Origin of the sequence: Acidovorax sp. (assembly GCF_027492855.1) — a bacterium.
Classification (GTDB): Bacteria; Pseudomonadota; Gammaproteobacteria; order Burkholderiales; family Burkholderiaceae_C; genus Acidovorax.
This window is the reverse complement of the sequence record NZ_JAPUDY010000056.1, coordinates 1-14,212: the sequence shown is the minus strand read 5'-3', so window position 1 is coordinate 14,212 and position 14,212 is coordinate 1. Positions and strand designations below refer to the sequence as shown.

Here is a 14,212-nt window from a genome sequence, read left to right as displayed (position 1 = left end):
CGCTCCAGACCTGCCAGATGGCAAAGGCCAGGAACAGCGCGGGCACCGAGATCCAGAGGTTGAGTTTGGCGACGGCCTCGCCTTCGCGCTCCCAGAACGTCTTGTCCTCGGGAGCCCAGAGGGTGAGCAGACGCCCCTGGCGCCCGCTGTTGGTAGTGGCAGACATGGTGATGGGTTCCTTGCAAAAAATCAGCGGACGGCGGCCGGGGCGGCAGCAGCACCCTGCGTGCCCATGAGATGGGTGCGGCGCACTTCAGTGAAGTACATCCAGATGAGCGAGACCCACACCACGCCGTACATCAGCATGAAAGCGCTGGAGCGGATGCCGGTGAGATCCATCAGCGCACCGAACAGGATGGGCAAGATGAAGCCCCCCATGCCACCCGCCAGGCCCACGATGCCGCTGATGGCGCCGATGTTCTGGGGATAGTCGTCGCTGATGTACTTGAAGACGCTGGCCTTGCCGAAGGCCCAGGCAATGCCCAGCAGGAACATGAGGCCGGTGAACACATACACGTTCAGGCCGATGTGGAAGGTCTTGGGGCCGTTGACGGTGGCGATGGTGAAATCGGTCTGTGGGTACGACAGCAGGAACAGGCAGATCCAGCTCACCCACATCACCCACCAGGTCACGCTGTGCGCGCCATATTTGTCGCTGAGCATGCCGCCGATGGCGCGCAGCACACCGCCAGGCAGCGAGAAGCAGGCCGCCAACAGCGCGGCCACGCGGATATCGAGGCCAAACTCGCCCACGTAGTACTGCACCATCCACAGCGACAGCGCCACATAACCGCCGAACACGATGCTGTAGTACTGGCAGTACTTGAGCACCTTGGGGTCCTTCAGCGCCTTGAGCTGGTCGGTGAACTTGACGTTGCTGGGCACCAGGTGGGCCGGGTCGCTGTAGCTGAAGATCCAGAACAACACCAGCGTGCCGAGCATGATGGCCGCGTACACCTGGGGCACCATGGTCCAGCCAAAGGCCACCAGCAGCACCGGGGCCACGAACTTGTTGACGGCCGCGCCCGAGTTGCCCGCGCCGTACACGCCCATGGCCGTGCCCTGGCGGTTCTTGGGGAACCAGCGGGCCACATAGGGCGTGCCCACCGAGAACGAGCCGCCTGCCAGGCCCACGAACAGGCCGATGGTGAGAAAGTGCCAGTATTCGGTGGCGTAGCCCATCATCCAGATGGCGGGCACGGTGGTGGCCATCACGGCGGCCATCACGATGCGGCCGCCGTACTTGTCGGTCCAGATACCGAGTGGCACCCGCACCAGCGAGCCCGTGAGCACGGGCATGGACATGAGCAAACCGAACTGCGTGGAGTTCAGGTTGAGCATCTTCTTGATAGGGATGCCGATGACGCCGAACATCATCCAGACCATGAAGCAGACTGTGAATGCGAAGGTGCTGACGATCAGCACCGACCAGGCCTGGCGGGTGCGCTGCGGGCTGTCGCCCGGGGGCAAGGGGGTATGTGCCATTGCGCTAGTCCTCTCTTTTTGGGATGTAAGCAATGGTCACGCCGATGGCCGGTTTTGCACATCCTTCGCTAGAGGGTGTACGGCGCGGCAAAGGGAGTAGTCACTAAGGCAAGGCCATCGTCCAAAAGAACTATGTCTTGCCAGGGCGCGCTGGCAACGGCGGCCAAACGCTCCCAATTCAGGAGCGGCTAGCGCTTATCCACTCTGGATTTCAAAAGGAAATAGCTAAAAATCGCCACCAACAAAGCGCAAGCAGCTCTCATTTTGAGAGCAAACAAAACACCTGCTGCCCCTGGCACGGGGCGTCAGCTACTCCACGCGCTGGCGGTCCGAGGCATACACCGCTGCCTGCACGCGGGAGGTGAGGCTCAGCTTGCGCAGGATGTGCTGCACGTGGATTTTTACCGTGGTCTCGGCGATGTCCAGCGTGCGTGCGATTTCCTTGTTGCTGGCGCCGCGCGCAATCTCGCGCAGCACGTCTTCCTCGCGCGGCGACAGCGGCGTGCAGCCACCCGCGGTCGCAGCCTCGGCCTGCGGAGGCGGTGGCGACGTTTCGGGTGCACCCTGCGACTGAAAGGCCGCCACCAGCTTGCCCATCAGCTCGGGGCTGACCACAGGCTCGCCCCGCGCTGCGCGGCGGATGGCTTGCGCAAGCAGGTCGCCGTCGATGGTCTTGAGCAGGTAGCCCTGCGCGCCGTTGCGCAACGCCGTTGCCAGGTCCTGCGCGTCTTCGCTCACGGTGAGCATCAGCACGCGCGATGTGGGCGACACCTCGCGCAGACCCTGGATGGCATCCACCCCCATCACACCCGGCAGGTGGTTGTCGAGCAGGATCACCTGGGGCTGCAGCCGGGGCGCCAGCCGCAGGGCCTCGGCCGCGTCGCCCGCCTCGCCCACCACTTGCAGGCCGTCGTCCTGGCCCAGCAGGGCGATAAGCCCGCGCCGGAACAGCGTATGGTCGTCCACCACCAGCAGCGTGACGGGCGCCGCCGCAGACTCCGGCAGCGAGGGCTGGGCCAAGGATGACAGGGTGGTCGTCATGGGGTGTGTACTTCCTGCAGTGCGGCGATGGGGGTTTTGTCGTTGGCCACGGGCCGCGCCTGGGCGGTGGATGGCGAACGTGGCGCGGTGACGGGCTCGGGGGCCACCGTGGGCATTTCGATGCATACGGTGGTGCCCTGCCCTGGTCCGGATTCCACCTGCACCACGGCCCCGATGCGCTGGGCACGCTCGCGCATGATGCCCAGGCCCACGTGCAGCGAGTCGGGCGGCACGGAGGCCACGTCAAAGCCCGAGCCGTTGTCCCGCACCTCGAAGCGCCAGCGCGGATGGCGGTGCACGAGCAGCTCTACCCGCGTGGCGCCAGAGTGCTTGCGCACGTTCGACAATGCTTCCTGCACCATGTGCAGCACCTGGATTTGCAGGTCGGGCGCCAGCGGCAGGCCGTGGCCCACCATGCCCAGCGTGGTGGCAGTGCCTGTCTGGTGCTCGAACTTGGACAGCGTGGCGCGCAGCGCGGATTCGATGTCTTCCTCGCTGGTGCGCGTGCGAAAGTGCACCAGCAGTTCGCGCACGTCGGAATAACACTCGCGCACGCCCACGTCCAGCTCGCCCATGCTGCGGTCGCGTTTGGCCTCGTCGCCACGCGCCACCGCGTCGCGCAGCAGCTGGGTCTGTATCTTGAGGAAGGCGAGCGACTGCGCGATGGAGTCATGCAGCTCGCGCGCCAGCAGGCTGCGCTCCTCGGCCACGGCGGCCTCACGCTCCAGCGCGGTGGCGCGCAGGCCCTCCATGGCGCTGGCCAGATGGCGGGTCATGGCCTCTAGCAGCTCACGCACCTCGTCGGTCAGCTCGACCTGGGCGCGAAAGAACAGGTCCACCTCGCCCAGCAGGCGCTGCTGCATCTGCACAGGGATGGTCACCATGGTCTGGAACCCCGCATCGCGGCAGTGCGGCAGCGCCACCTCGGTCGATGGCGTGATGGGAATGACGCGCGTGCGCGCCTGGGCCTGTGGCTGGCCACACAGGCACGAGCCGGTGTGCAGGCAGTGCTCGCCGTCAGACATGGCGCGGGGCAGGCCGTCGCCCGCCAGCAGCACATAACGCTCGTTGGCCTCGTTGGACCAGCGCACGGCGGCAGCGTCGGCCCCGGCCACGCGGCGGATCTGCCGCACAAAGCCCTGGGCCAGCAGTTCCAGGCTGCTGGCAGAAGAGGTCAGCGCGCTCACCTCATACAGCGCTGCCAGGCGCTGGTTCTGCACGGCGATGCTGGCGGTTTTTTCCTGCACCTTGTGCTCCAGGTCGTCGTGCGAGGCCTGCAGCGCATGCGCCATGAGGTTGAAGCCCGCCGAGAGCTGGCCGAATTCGTCATCGGTCTCCACCGGCAGGCGCGTGCCCAGCTCGCCCTGGCGCAGGCGGGCCTGGGCCGCCTGCAGCCGCGCCACGGGGTTGATCACCAGCAGGTAGCTCACGGCCATGAAGGTGACGGCCGCCACAATGGCCAGCGCCATCATGAACAGCTGGAACAGGTGCAGCGCCGCCGTCCAGCCCGCGATCTGGATCTCGATCGCATCCACAAAACCATCGACCTGCTGCACGAAGGCATCGGCCTGTGCCAGTGTCTGCGCCCGGTTGGGCGGCAGCGTGCTCACCCAGCCGCTGCGGGCCTGCTGCCACTGGGCGCGGATGGCTTCAAAACGCTTGCGCGTCTCGTCGCTCCAGGGCACGAACAGCGGCCGAGAGGGGTCGCCCGTGCGCAGCAGGTCCAGGCTGGCGTCAAAAAGCTGCGCGCGCGCCTGCACCGCCTCGGCCGGTTCGGTTTGCAGCACCAGCACCATGCGCATCATGTTCATGCGCAACCGGCCCGCCTCGTTCACGGCGGCGGCGCCACCTTCCAGCTTCCAGGTCACCCACAGCGTAAGGCTGATGGACGCAAGCGCCACCACGAGAAAACCTGCGCCCAGGGCCAGGAGCTTGGTGGTGAGCGTGGGGTTGGACCTCATCAAGGCAGTGTAGGCAGGGGCTTCCCGCTGGTTCTTGACTTGCGTCAAGTTTGGCCCGCGTAGCATCGCACCATGCAAACTGCGCCTTCGCCATCCTTCGCCGCCAGCGCGATTCCCAGACTGAACCGCCCCTGCCGCGCGGCCCCCGCGCTCGCCCTGGCGGCCTTTTTGGCCCTGCTGACAACCGCCTGCGCCAACACAGCGACACCCGCACCCGACGCCTGGCCCGCCCGCCTGCAGGCCCTGCTGCCCACCGATGTACTGCTGCTGGGCGAGAAACACGATGCCCCCGACCACCAGCGCCTGCAACGCGACACCGTGCAATGGCTGGCGGCCAGGGGCCAGCTTGCAGCCCTGGTGATGGAAATGGCCGAGCGCGGCCACAGCACCAGCGGCCTGCCGCGCGACGCCACCGAAGCCCAGGCACAAGCCGCCCTGCAGTGGAAGGACACCGCCTGGCCCTGGGCAGCCTATGGCCCCGTGGTGATGGCCGCCGTGCGCGCGGGTGTTCCCGTGCTGGGCGGCAACCTGCCGCGCGCCCAGATGCGTGCTGCCATGGGCAAAGCCGCTTGGGACAGGCACCTGCCCGCCCCCGCGCTGCAGCGGCAGTACGAAGCACTGCGCGAGGGCCACTGCGGCCTGTTGCCCGAGCCGCAGGTCGCGCCCATGGCCCGCATCCAGATCGCCCGCGACGCCAGCATGGCCCGCACCGCGCAAGAGGCCTTGCGCCCCGGCCAGACCGTGGTGCTGGTAGCCGGTGGTGGCCATGTGCTGCGCAGCCTGGGCATTCCCACGCACTGGCCTGAAAACTTCAATTCAAAAGTGCTTCTTGCGCAGGAAGGACAAGCGCAACCAGCTATCAAAAATGAAGCAGATACAGTGATTGAGACCCCTGCCCTACCGCCCAAGGACCACTGCGCCGAACTGCGCGAGCAGTGGGGCCAGGGCGCAGGCGCGGGGAAGTAGCCGCCTGCCCTGCCATCAGCCCGACCCGCCGCGCTGCCGCATCAGCGCCGCGAACGCATCGGCGGCCAGCGGCCGGCTGCACAGGTAGCCCTGGTAAGCGTCGCATCCGCGCTCGCGCAGAAAGGCCAGTTGTGCCTCGTCCTCCACACCCTCGGCCAGCACCGACAGGCCCATGCTGTGCCCCATGGCGATGATGGCCGCGCTGATGGCCATGTCGTCCGCGCTGGTCGGAATGTCGCGGATGAAGCTCTGGTCGATCTTGAGCACATCGATCGGAAAGCGCTTGAGCTGCGCCAGTGACGAATACCCGGTCCCGAAGTCATCCACCGCGATCCGCACGCCCAGCTTGCGCAGGCGCGTAAGCACCTGGCTCACCTCCTCGGTACGCTCGGCCAGCGCGGTTTCGGTGATCTCCAGCTCCAGCAGTTCGCTCGGAAAGCCCGAGTCGGCCAGCGCCGCCGAGGTGCAGCCCGCCAGGTCCGTCAGGTGAAACTGGCGCGGCGACACGTTGACGGCCAGCGTCATGCCAGGCAAGCCCTCTGCGCGCCACTGCTGCCCTTGGCGGCAGACCTCGCGCAGCACCCATTCGCCCAGCGGGCCGATCACGCCCGAGGTTTCCGCCACAGGGATGAAGCGGGCGGGCGAGATCAGGCCCTCCTCGGGGTCGTTCCAGCGCACCAGTGCCTCGGCCCCCAGGATGCGGCCCGTGGCAATGTCTACCTGCGGCTGGTAGTGCATCTGCAGATGGCCCTGGGCCAGCGCCAGACGCAGGCGCGATTCCAGCGCGAGCCGCTCGCGCGCGGCCTGCGTCATCGCCTCATTAAAAAAGCACCACGCGCCCCGTCCCCGGGCCTTGGCGCCATACACCGCCGCATGCGCGCCCTGCAGCAGCAGCCCGGCGGTGCTGGCGTGCTCGGGGAACATACAGATACCCACGCTCACGCCCGCCACCACCTCGAACCCGTCGGGCGAGCGCCAGGGCTCGGCCACGGCGGTGATCAGGTGCCGCGCCACGACCGCGGCCCCATCGGCGTGGCGCAGGTGGCGCGCCACCACGGCCAGTTCGTCGCCAGCGAGCCGCCCCATCACGTCGCCGGGCCTGAGGGCCGACTGCACCTGCCGCGCGATGTGCTTGAGCACCTCGTCGCCCGCGAGGTGGCCGTAGCTGTCATTCACGTCCTTGAAGCGGTCCAGGTTGAGCAGCATCACGGCAATGTGCTCGCCATCGGCCCGCGCCTCCTGCACCACCAGCTCGAGCTGCTGGCCGAACCAGGCGCGGTTGGACAGCCCGGTGAGCGCATCGTTGTGCGCCAGGAACTCCAGTTGCCGCTGGTGCGCCTTTTCTTCGGAGATGTCGGTGAACATGCACACGTAATGCGTGACCTCGCCGCTCGGGTCGCGCACGGCCGACAACGACATGTGCTCCGGAAACACCTCGCCGTTCTTGCGCCGGTTCCAGATTTCGCCCTGCCAGTGGCCTGTCTGGCGCACCGCGTTCCACATGGCCTCATAGAACGCCAGGTCGTGGCGGCCCGACTTGAACACACGCGGCGTCTTGCCCAGCAGTTCCTCCTCGGAGTAGCCCAGCAGCCGGGTGACGGCGGCGTTGGCGGACACGATACGGCTGTGCGCGTCGGTCACCACCACGCCTTCGATGGTGTTGTCCACCACGGTGGCGACCAGCCGTTGGCGGGCTTCGCTGGTCCGCAGCGCATCGCGCGCAGCCTTGATCTCGTCCATATCCTGCACCACACAAACCAGGTGCGCGGGCTCGCCGTCCGTGGCGGGTATCTGCGTCATGGTGCACAGCACCGACACCTTGCGCGCGCCGTCAGGGCGCAGGCACTCGCGTTCGTCCACGTAGTGGTCGATCTCACCCGCCAGCAGACGCGCCAGTTGGGCCACGGCGCTGTCCCGGTCCCGCACCAGCATCACCTGGTGAAAATTGAGATGGAGCACATCCGCCAGCGAAGCGCCCAGCATGTCGCATAAGCGTTCGTTGGCCCACAGAAAGCGCCCGTCCGGCGCCAGGCGTGCAAACCCCGCGGGAGCGTGGCGCACGATCTGCGACAGCTCCCGCGCCACCGACCAGCGCACCTTTTCGGCGCGGCGCATGCGCCGCAACATCCACCAGGCCACGGCGCTGGTAAACACCACATAGCCCCAGCCCTTCAGGGTCTGAAAGCGTGTGATCTGCACCGGATCGTGCACCCAGCGCGCCACCAGCACATCGCCCACGTACACCCATGCCACACCCAGCACCAGGTACAGCAGCATCCCCCGCCAGGGGGAAAAACGTGGGGCATTGCCCGGATTGACCATCGACTCCCCCGTTCCCCCAAGCGCATGGAGCCTGTTCAATGTCTTTTGGGGCCTCCAAAAAGACATTGAACAGGCTCCCCCTAACCATGCTGCGACAATTGCGCAGCTATGACCAACGCCTACATCCTTACCCTGTCCTGCCCCGACCGCCTGGGGCTGGTGCACGCCGTCTCCGGCTTTCTGCTGGAGCACGGCGGCAACATCGAAGAAGCCGCGCAATACAACGACCACGCCACAGGCCTGTTCTTCATGCGGGTGCAATTCGCCTGCGACCAGCACGACCACGCCACCCTCAAAGCCCGCCTGACCACGTTTGCAGAGCCCCACCAGATGCGCTGGACCCTGCACGCCACGGCCACGCCCATGAAGACGGTACTCATGGTCAGCAAGGAAGGCCATTGCCTCAACGACCTGCTGTTCCGTTGCAAAAGCGGCTTGCTGCCCATCGACATCCGCGCCATCATCAGCAACCACCGCGATTTCTATCAACTCGCAGCCAGCTACAACGTGCCGTTCCATCACATTCCGGTCACCGCCGCCACCAAGGTTCAGGCCGAGGCAAAGCAGTACGAGATTATCGAGGCCGAAGGGGCCGAGTTGGTGGTGCTGGCACGGTACATGCAGGTCCTGTCTCTTGACCTATGTCAAAAACTGGCCGGACGGGCTATCAACATCCACCACAGCTTCCTGCCCAGCTTCAAGGGCGCCAAGCCTTATTACCAGGCGCACGACCGGGGTGTGAAGCTCATCGGCGCCACCGCCCACTACGTGACGGCAGACCTGGACGAAGGCCCCATCATTGAGCAGGATGTAGCCCGCGCCGACCACACCGACACCGTGGAAGACCTCACCGCCCGGGGCCGCGACACCGAAAGCCTGGTGCTGGCCCGCGCCGTAAAGTGGCACAGCGAACACCGCGTGCTGCTCAACGGCCACAAAACGGTCGTCTTCCGCTAATCTCTCCCCACTGCTTCGCTCCACACCCATGACCACGGCAGCCTCATCGTCCTTTCTCAGCAGCGCGGCGCGGCGCATTCCGCCCATTCAGTGCCTGTTGACCTTCGAGGCGCTGGCGCGGCTGCGCAGCGTGACGCAGACGGCCGACGAGCTGTGCGTCACGCCCAGCGCCGTGAGCCACCGGGTCAAGCAGCTCGAGCAGATCCTGGGCGTGCGGCTGTTCGGGCGGGCCGACTTCTCGCTGACCACCGAGGGCAGCGCCTACCTGGCCCATGTGCGCGAAGGGCTGGGCGCGTTGCAGCGCTTTCCAGGGCAGGCGGCCGCGCCGGGGCGGCGCCGGCTCAAGCTGGCCGTCACGCCCACGTTCGCGCGCACCATCCTTATTCCGCGCCTGCGCCAGTTCACCGAGGCCTACCCCGAAATCGACCTGGCGCTGCAGGTGTCCATTCCGCTTTTGGATGTGGTGGCCGAAGACGCCGACCTCATGGTGCGCTACGGCCCCGGCCATTACGCCGACGTGGAGCATGTAGAAATCGCCCGCGACGTGGTCACCCCCCTGGCCTCGCCCGCCTTCATCCGCGAGCACGGTCCCTTCGAGCGCCCCGAAGACCTGGAAAACGTGTCCCTGCTGCGCAGCCCGCTGGAGCCCTGGCGCACCTGGTTCGCGGCCACGGGCCTGGACTGGGCCGAGCCCAGCGAAGGCTCGCAGTTCAACGACATCGGCCTGATGTGCGATGGCGCCGCCGCCGGCATGGGCGTGGCGCTGGTGCGCCTCAAGCTCGGAGCCCCCTGGCTGGAAAACGGCACCCTGGTGCGCCTGTTCGCCACCAACGCCCCCAGCCCTCATGCGCATTACCTATGTTGGCGCACCGGCAACATGGACCGCTGGGAATGCGCCGCGTTCGCCGAATGGCTGCGCAAAACCATGACGTAAGGCGGCGTCCCAGCTTCACTGAACCCTGGCCACCCCGAGGAATTTCCATAAAAACAGGGCCTAGCGCCTATTCAACAAGCGGTAACGGCTAGCATTTTTATAGCGCTCAGGTGTTTTTCACAGACCCCTGCAGAAATCCTCAAGCCCGCGCACACGCCCATCCCCTACAGTGGCGGCCATGAACACCGCCTCTTCCCCCACTGCGGCCCCCACCCCGGCCGAGCGCGCAGCGCGCCAGGCCGAAGTCGTCCAGGCACTGGGCCGTGCCGTGCCAGCGCACGCCTTGCTCTGGCACAACGAAGACACCACGCCCTACGAATGCGACGGGCTCACCGCCTACCGCCAGCGCCCGCTGGTGGTGTGCCTGCCCGAAACCTATGAAGAAGTGCAGGCCGTGCTCCAGGTCTGCCACCAATTGCAGGTGCCTGTGGTGGCACGCGGCGCGGGCACGGGGCTGTCGGGCGGCGCCATGCCGCACGCCATGGGCGTAACGATGTCGCTGGCCAAGTTCAACCGCATCCTCAGCCTGAGCCCCGAAAGCCGCACGGCCGTGGTGCAGTGTGGCGTGCGCAACCTGGCCATCAGCGAAGCCGCCGCGCCCTACGGCCTGTACTACGCGCCTGACCCCAGCAGCCAGATCGCCTGCACCATCGGCGGCAACGTGGCCGAAAACTCGGGCGGCGTGCACTGCCTCAAATACGGCCTCACGGTGCACAACGTGCTCAAGGTAAAGGGTTTCACCGTGGAGGGCGAGCCCGTGGAGTTCGGCAGCGAGGCGCTGGATGCCCCCGGCTACGACCTGTTGGCTGCCGTGATCGGCAGCGAGGGCATGCTCGCCGTGACCACCGAGGTCACCGTCAAGCTCATCCCCAAGCCCCAGCTTGCGCGCTGCATCATGGCCAGCTTTGACGACGTGCGCAAAGCCTGCAACGCCGTGGCTTCGGTGATCGCGGCCGGCATCATCCCTGCGGGGCTCGAGATGATGGACAAGCCCATGACCGCCGCCGTGGAGGACTTTGTGCACGCAGGCTACGACCTCACGGCCGAGGCCATTTTGCTGTGCGAAAGCGACGGCACACCCGAAGAAGTCGAGGAAGAGATCGGCCGCATGAGCGAGGTGCTGCGCGCCGCCGGGGCCACCGCCATCGCCGTGAGCCAGGACGAGGCCGAACGCCTGCGCTTTTGGAGCGGCCGCAAGAACGCCTTCCCGGCCAGCGGCCGCATCAGCCCCGACTACATGTGCATGGATTCCACCATCCCGCGCAGGCGCCTGGCCGACATCCTGCTGGCCATCCAGGAGATGGAGAAAAAATACCAGTTGCGCTGCGCCAATGTGTTCCACGCGGGCGACGGCAACCTGCACCCGCTGATCCTGTTCGATGCCAACGACGCCGACCAATTGCACCGCTGCGAGCTTTTTGGCGCCGACATTCTGGAGACCAGCGTGGCCATGGGCGGCACGGTGACGGGCGAGCACGGCGTGGGCGTGGAAAAGCTGAGCAGCATGTGCGTGCAGTTTTCTGCCGAAGAGAACGCGCAGATGTTCGGCCTCAAGCATGCGTTCGACCCGGCGGGCCTGCTCAACCCCGGCAAGGTGATCCCCACGCTCAACCGCTGCGCGGAATACGGAAAAATGCTGGTGCGCGGCGGGCAGATCAAGCACCCGGATCTGCCGAGGTTCTAGAAACAACCTGGGCGCCCCCGCCCAACGGGCCTCAGGGCGACCCGTCGTCGTCTGGCAGCGGGGGGCGCTCGCGCTCCCTCATAGCCCGCAGGCGGTGCATGCTGGCGAGCGCGCTGGCAATTTCGTGTCGCGTCAGCGGCCTGGGCCATACCTCCTGGCTCTGCTGCGGTGGCCGTGCATCGCTGTCGCCGAACACCATGGACTGCTGCATCCCGGCAAACGCCGGGCCTCCCTCATCGCTTTTTGTGGACATTCCGCTTCCTCCGCAGTGAAGACGTAGCGCGACGGCCGCATGGCCCATCGCACTGGGCGCCCTCTCGGCGCTCCTCCAGGAACACCGTCCCACCGATGCTGCATCACATGCACACTGCTTGGCAATGCAACGTAACTTAAAATTACAAAATAACGTGACTATTGAATGTAATTACGCCTCCAGTGGGCCATTTTTCTAATGTCACTGGATGCAGGATGAAAAACAGCAATTTGCTCAGCGGTTACGCGATGCGATGGTGACGGCAGGTTACGAGCCCCGCGCATCGGTGCTTGAGCGCGAGTTCAACACCCGCCACTGGGGCAAACCCATGACCTTGCACGGCGTGCGCCGCTGGCTGGTGGGCGAAACCATTCCCGACCACAAGAAGCTCGCCACACTGGCCGAATGGCTGCAGGTGCCAGTGCAGGAGCTGGGCTGGGGGGGCGATACGACCAGCGCCGTGCTGCAGGCGCGCGAGCGCCAGGCACCCTGGCACGTCACCCTGGGCTACCAGGACCGCGAACTGTTTGACCTGTACCTGCGCCTTCCCGTGCCCAAGCGCCGCCTGGCGCGCGAGGTGATACTGGCCCTGGCCAAGGCCCATGCGGCCGAAGAGGCCGAACACGCTGCTGCCGAACAGCAGCGGTAACAGAGCCGCCAGGGAGCCTCTGCACGAATCATCGCGCCGTGTGCATCTGCGGCCTCGGGCGGTCTGCCGCGTTGTCAATGCTCGCAATAGCTACGGCTATTGCTGCGCTTTACGCCTTGCAGCCCCTCCCGATCCGCAGCGCACACTTGACGCGTGATTCGTGCAGAGGCTCCCTAACTGGCGGCTGCGATCTGGTCCAGCGCCTTCGACAAATGGCCCACGGTACGGTCCACGTTGTGCCACTTCTCCAGGCCAAACAGGCCGATGCGGAAGGTTTTGAAATCGGGTCCCTCATCGCACTGCAGCGGCACACCGGCGGCGGTCTGCAAGCCCACCTCCAGAAATTTCTTGCCGTTCTGGATGCCTGGGTCGGTGGTGTAGCTCACCACCACGCCGGGCGCCTTGAAACCCTCGGCCGCCACGCTGGGGAAGCCGCGCGATTCGAGCAGCGCGCGCACCTTGGCACCCAACTCGATCTGCTCCTCGCGCACCTTGGCAAAGCCATAGGCGCGCGTCTCGGCCATCACCTCGGCCAGGCGCACCAGCGCGTCGGTGGGCATGGTGGTGTGATAAGCGTGCTGGCCCTTTTCGTAGCCCTCGGCGATCTGCATCCACTTCTTGAGGTCGCACGAAAAGCTGCTGCTCGTGGTGCCTTCGATGACCTGGCGGGCACGCTCGCTCAGCATCACCATCGCGCAGCAGGGTGAGCCGCTCCAGCCTTTTTGCGGCGCGCTGATGAGCACATCGACGCCGGTCGCCTGCATGTCCACCCACATCGCGCCGGAGGCCACGCAGTCAAGCACGAAAAGCGCACCCACCTCGTGGGCCGCAGCCGTCAGCGTGCGGATGTAGTCGTCCGACAGGATGATGCCGCTGGCCGTTTCCACATGCGGTGCAAACACCACCTTGGGCTTCTCGGCGCGGATGGTGGCTGCGACTTCGTCGGCCGGGCATGGCGCCCAGGGCGCTTGTGGGCCGCTGCCCTGCTGGCGCGCCTTGCACACCACCGAGCCGCCGCCCAGGCCCTTGTCGGCGTCGAAAATCTGCGTCCAGCGGTAGCTGAACCAGCCGTTGCGCACGATGAGCACTTTTTCCTTGTTGGCAAACTGGCGCGCCACGGCTTCCATACCAAAGGTGCCGCTGCCGGGCACCAGCACGGCGGTGTGGGCGTGGTAAACCTCTTTCAGCGTACCCAGAATGTCCTGCACCACGCCGGTGAAGCGCTTGGACATGTGGTTGAGCGCGCGGTCGGTGTAGACCACCGAAAATTCAAGCAAACCATCGGGGTCGATATCGGGCAGCAGTCCGGGCATGAAAAAGTCTCCGTAGCAGGCAGGGGGTTAAGCGGCATGCACCCCTCATAGAGATTCGCCTTCCATCACTCAAACCCGTTCAGTGAGCAAAGTCGAAGCCTTGCGCGGCGTTTCGACTTTGCTCACTGAACGGTTCTTTGTTTTGAAGGCGACTGGCTATCTGGAGGCACAACGCTAGTGAGAAAACCAGCTTAGCACGGGCCACCGTGCCTGCGCACCGCACTACCAGGTATCCACGCACCGGTGCCCCAGCGGCCCCACCTGCGCCGACGCGAGGCCCCGCGCCAGCCACGCTCGCGTATCCGCCGGGTCGATCACCGCATCGATCTCCAGCGTGGCCGCCATGTGCAGCGCCTCGCCATTGGCGTAGGACTTGGCCAACAGTTTGGCAAACAGTGCGTCGCGCTCGGCGCCTTCGGGCAGGGCCTCCAGCTCTTTGCGAAAGCCCAGGCGCACGGCGCCTTCGAGCCCCATGGCGCCGAACTCGCCCGTGGGCCAGGCCACGGTGAACACCGGCGCGTGAAAGCCCCCGGCCGCCATGCCCATGGCGCCCAGGCCGTAGCCCTTGCGCAGCACCACGCTAAAGGTCGGAACGCGCAGGCTGGCGGCGGTGACGAACAGGCGGCTCACGTGGCGCACCTGGGCCG

At 66.2% G+C, this 14,212-nt stretch carries 12 protein-coding genes and 1 pseudogene; 5 read left to right on the top strand and 8 right to left on the bottom strand.

Annotated features, from left to right (window positions below; all coding sequences use genetic code 11):
- The 4 genes and pseudogenes from Q0105_RS11140 to Q0105_RS11125 form a co-directional block, all read right to left on the bottom strand.
- Nucleotides 1–166: pseudogene (locus Q0105_RS11140) on the bottom strand (nitrate/nitrite transporter); the annotation flags it as partial.
- Nucleotides 167–189: 23 nt separating this feature from the next.
- A complete protein-coding gene (locus tag Q0105_RS11135; protein WP_298211735.1) occupies nucleotides 190–1,485 on the bottom strand; it encodes a nitrate/nitrite transporter in 1,296 nt (431 codons plus the stop codon).
- 309 nt (nucleotides 1,486–1,794) lie between these two features.
- Entirely contained in the window at nucleotides 1,795–2,526 is a 732-nt protein-coding gene (locus Q0105_RS11130) for a response regulator (RefSeq protein WP_298211733.1), read from the bottom strand.
- On the bottom strand, nucleotides 2,523–4,487 hold the full coding sequence (locus Q0105_RS11125) for a type IV pili methyl-accepting chemotaxis transducer N-terminal domain-containing protein (RefSeq protein ID WP_298211731.1): 1,965 nt from the start codon (nucleotides 4,485–4,487) through the stop codon (nucleotides 2,523–2,525). The genes Q0105_RS11130 and Q0105_RS11125 overlap by 4 nt, the downstream gene beginning before the upstream one ends.
- Nucleotides 4,488–4,559: 72 nt before the next feature.
- Here Q0105_RS11125 and Q0105_RS11120 point away from each other — a divergent pair, with 72 nt between their 5' ends.
- The gene (locus Q0105_RS11120; RefSeq protein WP_298211729.1) at nucleotides 4,560–5,453 is read left to right on the top strand and encodes a ChaN family lipoprotein; all 894 of its coding nucleotides are present in this window, start codon (nucleotides 4,560–4,562) and stop codon (nucleotides 5,451–5,453) included.
- 15 nt (nucleotides 5,454–5,468) lie between these two features.
- Here the strand turns inward: Q0105_RS11120 and Q0105_RS11115 are convergent, their stop codons facing one another.
- Nucleotides 5,469–7,775 (bottom strand): bifunctional diguanylate cyclase/phosphodiesterase, encoded by a 2,307-nt coding sequence (locus Q0105_RS11115; protein WP_298211736.1) that lies wholly within the window; start codon nucleotides 7,773–7,775, stop codon nucleotides 5,469–5,471.
- 108 nt (nucleotides 7,776–7,883) lie between these two features.
- Between Q0105_RS11115 and purU the strand changes: the two genes are divergently transcribed.
- The 3 genes from purU to Q0105_RS11100 all read left to right on the top strand — a co-directional run bounded on the left by purU (nucleotide 7,884) and on the right by Q0105_RS11100 (nucleotide 11,350).
- Nucleotides 7,884–8,732, top strand: coding sequence for a formyltetrahydrofolate deformylase (gene purU / locus Q0105_RS11110; protein WP_298211727.1), 849 nt, complete (start codon nucleotides 7,884–7,886; stop codon nucleotides 8,730–8,732).
- 28 nt (nucleotides 8,733–8,760) lie between these two features.
- On the top strand, nucleotides 8,761–9,666 hold the full coding sequence (locus Q0105_RS11105) for a LysR substrate-binding domain-containing protein (RefSeq protein WP_298211724.1): 906 nt from the start codon (nucleotides 8,761–8,763) through the stop codon (nucleotides 9,664–9,666).
- 178 nt (nucleotides 9,667–9,844) lie between these two features.
- On the top strand, nucleotides 9,845–11,350 hold the full coding sequence (locus tag Q0105_RS11100) for an FAD-linked oxidase C-terminal domain-containing protein (RefSeq protein ID WP_298211722.1): 1,506 nt from the start codon (nucleotides 9,845–9,847) through the stop codon (nucleotides 11,348–11,350).
- Nucleotides 11,351–11,381: 31 nt separating this feature from the next.
- Here Q0105_RS11100 and Q0105_RS11095 read toward each other — a convergent pair whose 3' ends face one another.
- Entirely contained in the window at nucleotides 11,382–11,603 is a 222-nt protein-coding gene (locus Q0105_RS11095; protein ID WP_298211720.1) for a hypothetical protein, read from the bottom strand.
- A 208-nt stretch (nucleotides 11,604–11,811) separates the two neighbouring features.
- Here Q0105_RS11095 and Q0105_RS11090 point away from each other — a divergent pair, with 208 nt between their 5' ends.
- Nucleotides 11,812–12,252 carry an XRE family transcriptional regulator gene (locus tag Q0105_RS11090; protein WP_298211718.1) on the top strand — a complete coding sequence of 147 codons (441 nt, stop codon included), beginning with the start codon at nucleotides 11,812–11,814 and terminating at the stop codon, nucleotides 12,250–12,252.
- A gap of 173 nt (nucleotides 12,253–12,425) precedes the next feature.
- Here the strand turns inward: Q0105_RS11090 and Q0105_RS11085 are convergent, their stop codons facing one another.
- Both Q0105_RS11085 and Q0105_RS11080 read right to left on the bottom strand, forming a co-directional pair.
- Nucleotides 12,426–13,565: an aminotransferase class V-fold PLP-dependent enzyme gene (locus Q0105_RS11085; RefSeq protein WP_298211716.1), complete on the bottom strand. Its 1,140-nt coding sequence runs from the start codon at nucleotides 13,563–13,565 to the stop codon at nucleotides 12,426–12,428.
- 222 nt (nucleotides 13,566–13,787) lie between these two features.
- A partial coding sequence (locus Q0105_RS11080) for a carboxyl transferase domain-containing protein (RefSeq protein WP_298211714.1) occupies nucleotides 13,788–14,212 on the bottom strand: 425 nt, incomplete at its 5' end.

Bases quoted from the DNA above. Each gene is read 5' to 3' on its own strand.
- Q0105_RS11120 (WP_298211729.1), top strand. From the start codon at position 4,560: ATGCAAACTGCGCCTTCGCCATCCTTCGCCGCCAGCGCGATTCCCAGA.
- Q0105_RS11130 (WP_298211733.1), bottom strand. From the start codon at position 2,526: ATGACGACCACCCTGTCATCCTTGGCCCAGCCCTCGCTGCCGGAGTCT.
- Q0105_RS11085 (WP_298211716.1), bottom strand. From the start codon at position 13,565: ATGCCCGGACTGCTGCCCGATATCGACCCCGATGGTTTGCTTGAATTT.
- Q0105_RS11090 (WP_298211718.1), top strand. From the start codon at position 11,812: ATGCAGGATGAAAAACAGCAATTTGCTCAGCGGTTACGCGATGCGATG.
- Q0105_RS11125 (WP_298211731.1), bottom strand. From the start codon at position 4,487: ATGAGGTCCAACCCCACGCTCACCACCAAGCTCCTGGCCCTGGGCGCA.
- Q0105_RS11135 (WP_298211735.1), bottom strand. From the start codon at position 1,485: ATGGCACATACCCCCTTGCCCCCGGGCGACAGCCCGCAGCGCACCCGC.
- Q0105_RS11105 (WP_298211724.1), top strand. From the start codon at position 8,761: ATGACCACGGCAGCCTCATCGTCCTTTCTCAGCAGCGCGGCGCGGCGC.
- Q0105_RS11115 (WP_298211736.1), bottom strand. From the start codon at position 7,775: ATGGTCAATCCGGGCAATGCCCCACGTTTTTCCCCCTGGCGGGGGATG.
- purU (WP_298211727.1), top strand. From the start codon at position 7,884: ATGACCAACGCCTACATCCTTACCCTGTCCTGCCCCGACCGCCTGGGG.
- Q0105_RS11100 (WP_298211722.1), top strand. From the start codon at position 9,845: ATGAACACCGCCTCTTCCCCCACTGCGGCCCCCACCCCGGCCGAGCGC.
- Q0105_RS11095 (WP_298211720.1), bottom strand. From the start codon at position 11,603: ATGTCCACAAAAAGCGATGAGGGAGGCCCGGCGTTTGCCGGGATGCAG.